This is a genomic window from Pseudomonas sp. (assembly GCF_050739655.1).
Taxonomy (GTDB): Bacteria; Pseudomonadota; Gammaproteobacteria; order Pseudomonadales; family Pseudomonadaceae; genus Aquipseudomonas.
On sequence record NZ_JBOIBY010000279.1, the window covers coordinates 1 to 3,577 of the forward strand.

Genomic DNA, 3,577 nt, shown 5'->3' on the forward strand with positions numbered 1-3,577 from the left:
TCTCTGCGCAATTCGTTCTGCCCGCAACGCACCGCTTGCCTACCTCGGAGCGACGTTGATCCTCATCGTCCGTTCTGTTCCCCCCATCGTCTGGCTGTTCGCGGTGTTCTTCGCCGTGGGGCAGCATGTGGTGCGATTGAGTCCGTTTGCTGCTTCGGTGATTGGCCTCTCGCTGATCACCGCCGCCAATCTGGCAGAAATCTATCGGGGTGCACTCAAAGCTGTTCCGAAGGGCCAAGGCGAAGCAAGCAGGGTGATCGGACTCTCCACCTGGCAGCGTTATCGGTATGTCCTGGCGCCGCAGGTAATGCGTATTTCTCTTCCTTCAGCCAGCTCCTATGCCATCGGCTTGCTTAAAGACACAGCGATTGCTTCGGCCATTGGAGTGGCAGACGTCGCATTGATCGCCAACCAACTTACCCAGCAAACATACCAAGGGTTGCAGATCTACGCTTGGGCCGCCGTGGCTTACTTCAGTCTCAGTTTCCTAATGGCCTACGTGTCACGGGTAGTCGATCTCCGGCTCCGGATGAGGATTGAGCGATGACAGGAACATTCAATGACTGGGCTGAATGGTTTCCACGGTTGTGGGATGGCTACCTTCTCAGCTTGGAGGTGGCGGCACTGAGCCTGCTCATCGGCATTCCGCTCGGACTCATTTGGGCCGTTGGCGGCCAAGCCAAAGCGAGAAGCATCCGTTGGGTCTGTGTGATTCTCGTTGAGTTGGGCAGGGGCGGGCCGGTGCTCATCCTGCTGCAGTTTTTGTACTTTGGGCTGCCCAATACCGGTCTGACGTTGTCATCGCTCAGTGCATCAGTCGCAGCATTGGCCTGGAGTACCGGGGCTTACACCAGTGAGATCATCCGCGCCGGCTTGAATGCCGTGGCAGCAGGTCAGCGCGAAGCATCGCAGACCCTTGGCTTGAGTCGTGCCGATACCCTTCGCATCATCGTGATTCCGCAAGGGCTACGGATTGCATTGCCTCCGTTGTTGGGCTTCGCTTTGTTGATCCTTCAGGCTACATCCCTCTGCTTCACCATCGCGCTTCCAGAGTTGATCAGTGCTGCCAACGACATCGGTTCAGAAACATTCCAGTACATGTCGATCCTAAGTCTCACCGGGTTGATGTATGCCTTGATCTGCATCCCCACGACCTTGGGTGTGAATTATCTGGAGAGGCATCTCGGGAAATACGACTGACGTTGGCACATGCAGATTTTCATGGATGAAGCGAAGCCCTTGCTCCCAAGCAGGGGTTTTTGTTTTTAGTCAGGTGGCGAGATGCGCTGAGTTACTCAAAAAGAAAGCCCCGACCTATTGGGCGGGGCTTGAGTGAATGAGGCGGCTCTGATTTCCGTTTCACAGCCGCTGGGGCATCAGTCAGTAGTAGCCGACGCTGGCTTTGATTTCGAGGTACTCATTGAGGCCATGAGCACCGCATTCGCGACCGTTACCCGACTGCCTGAAGCCACCGAAGGGCACGAGAGCGTTCCACTCGGGGCTGTTGATGTAGATAGAACCTGCGCGCAGTTGATGAGCAACCTTGCGAGCGCGTTCCAGGCTTCCTGACTGAACGTAAGCAGCGAGGCCATAGTCGGCGGCATTGATGGCGGAGATCAGGGCCTGTTCGTCCTTGTAAGGCAGCATGACCAGCACTGGCCCAAAAATCTCTTCTTGGACGATTCTCATGCTGGGTGTGGCATCGGCAAAAATCGTCGGCTTGACGTAAAACCCTTCCTTCAGGTCTTCAGGACGGCCTTCGCCGCCGATGACAACGCGTGCGCCTTGAGCAACGCCGGATTTGATGAGCTCCTGAATCCGGTCGAACTGTGCACGGTTTGCCACTGGCCCCAGATCAGTCGCCTCTGAGTCCGGGTTGCCCACTTTCAGTGCCGAACCTGCTTGTGCGGCGATAGAAACGGCTTCTTCATAGCGAGCCGCAGGAACGTACATCAACGTTGGGGCATCGCAGGATTGGCCGCTGTTGCTGAAGCAGTGTTCGACGCCAGCCTTCACCACGGCTTCAAGATCAACATCGTCGAGGATCAGGTTGGGAGACTTGCCGCCCAGTTCTTGAGTAACGCGCTTTACGGTATCAGCAGCCGCTTTCGCCACTTGAATCCCTGCTCGGGTGGAGCCGGTGAACGACACCATGTGGATCCCCGGGTGAGTAGAGATCGCGTGACCAACGCTTGGGCCATCGCCATTTACCAAGTTGAATACGCCGGCAGGCACGCCGGCTTCAGTGAGGATGTCGGCAAACAGAATGGCATCCAGTGGAGCGACTTCACTCGGTTTGAGAACGATGGTGCAACCTGCAGCGATCGCAGGCAGCACTTTGCAAACCACTTGGTTAAGTGGCCAGTTCCATGGGGCGATGAGCCCCACCACGCCGATAGGCTCTTTCGTAATCAGCGTATTCTCGAGGCGCTCTTCGAAACTGAAATCCTTGAGCACTTCGATGATTGCATCGACATGGCCGATGCAGGTTGCCGCTTGTGCATCACGCGCGAAGCCGATTGGGGCGCCCATTTCAGCGCTGATCAGGCTGGCGATCTCGGGAGTATTATTGATCAGGCCCTCACGAATACGCACCAGTAAGGCCAAGCGCGATTCGATAGAGGTCTGGCTGAACGATCCGAAAGCCTTCTGTGCGGCGATGACAGCCTGATCGACATCTGCGGAGCAACCGTTAGCGATCCGGGCAATAACTTGCTCCGTTGCCGGGTTGACGACATCGATAAGCTCCTCGCGAGACGGAGCAACCCATGCTCCATCGATAAAAAATTTATCCGCATTCTTCATAACAGACCTCGAGCTTGATGTGAGTTGGGCGGCAAGCCTCGGGCCTCTATCCTAATAAAGAGTGCCGAGGAGGCATGCCAGAAAATGATGAACAGGACGCCTCAGCCGGTTTTCTGGCTTGCCTTAGTGGAAAGGGGATCGCCTCACGCGTCGTCCGTTTCCATACACACAGCTGCCTCGCCATCACCAAAACTGACCTTTAGATCTTAAAAATAGACCGCTGGGTATTTTTAGTATGCTCGGTTGTCGTTGACTAATGCAAGGCGAGATAGATCGCATCACGTGTTAAGACCTCTTCCTCTGCTGCGACCCCTCTCTGTGGTGTTGACAAACGCTCGATTCAATCATCATACTGACCGGGCAGTCTAAAAAACAGTATGATGGGTACGATTCGTCGGGTCTTGTCAGGGCAAGATGGGTAGCGGCATAGGGCGACGTGTCAGAAATGGCGCATGACTAGAGGGGTGAGTGGCGTGAATCAGCAGAGAGATCTGGAGATCGCGGTCGTTGGTGCGGGGATCATTGGCGTTTCGGCGGCTTATTTTCTTCAGAAGCTGGGGGCCAGGGTCACACTCATCGACAAATCATTTGTTGGAGATTGCATCCCCAAGCTTGGCCTGACCAAAGTCATGGCCTACTGCAAAAAAACTCAGCCTAATCCTCTGACCGAGAGAGGCATGGCATTGGCTCAGATTTTGGCAAGCGAGTTGGGCTACTGCGGAAGCCTTGGAGATATCGATGACGAAGCGTCCGTTACTGACAACAGATCCAC

Annotated in this window: 4 protein-coding genes; 3 read left to right on the forward strand and 1 reads right to left on the reverse strand. The window is 55.3% G+C overall.

Annotation, left to right across the window (positions count from 1 at the left end; all coding sequences use genetic code 11):
- Nucleotides 1-547: amino acid ABC transporter permease (locus ACRESJ_RS13880; RefSeq protein WP_431758399.1), on the forward strand; the 547-nt coding region annotated here is incomplete at its 5' end.
- Nucleotides 544-1,200: an amino acid ABC transporter permease gene (locus ACRESJ_RS13885; protein ID WP_431758400.1), complete on the forward strand. Its 657-nt coding sequence runs from the start codon at nt 544-546 to the stop codon at nt 1,198-1,200. The genes ACRESJ_RS13880 and ACRESJ_RS13885, both read left to right, overlap by 4 nt.
- A 180-nt stretch (nt 1,201-1,380) precedes the next feature.
- Here ACRESJ_RS13885 and ACRESJ_RS13890 read toward each other — a convergent pair whose 3' ends face one another.
- Complete coding sequence (locus ACRESJ_RS13890; RefSeq protein WP_431758401.1) at nt 1,381-2,805, reverse strand: aldehyde dehydrogenase family protein; 1,425 nt, start codon at nt 2,803-2,805, stop codon at nt 1,381-1,383.
- Between the two features lie 473 nt (nt 2,806-3,278).
- Here ACRESJ_RS13890 and ACRESJ_RS13895 point away from each other — a divergent pair.
- Nucleotides 3,279-3,577 (forward strand): FAD-dependent oxidoreductase (locus ACRESJ_RS13895; protein WP_431758402.1); only part of this gene is annotated, 299 nt, incomplete at its 3' end.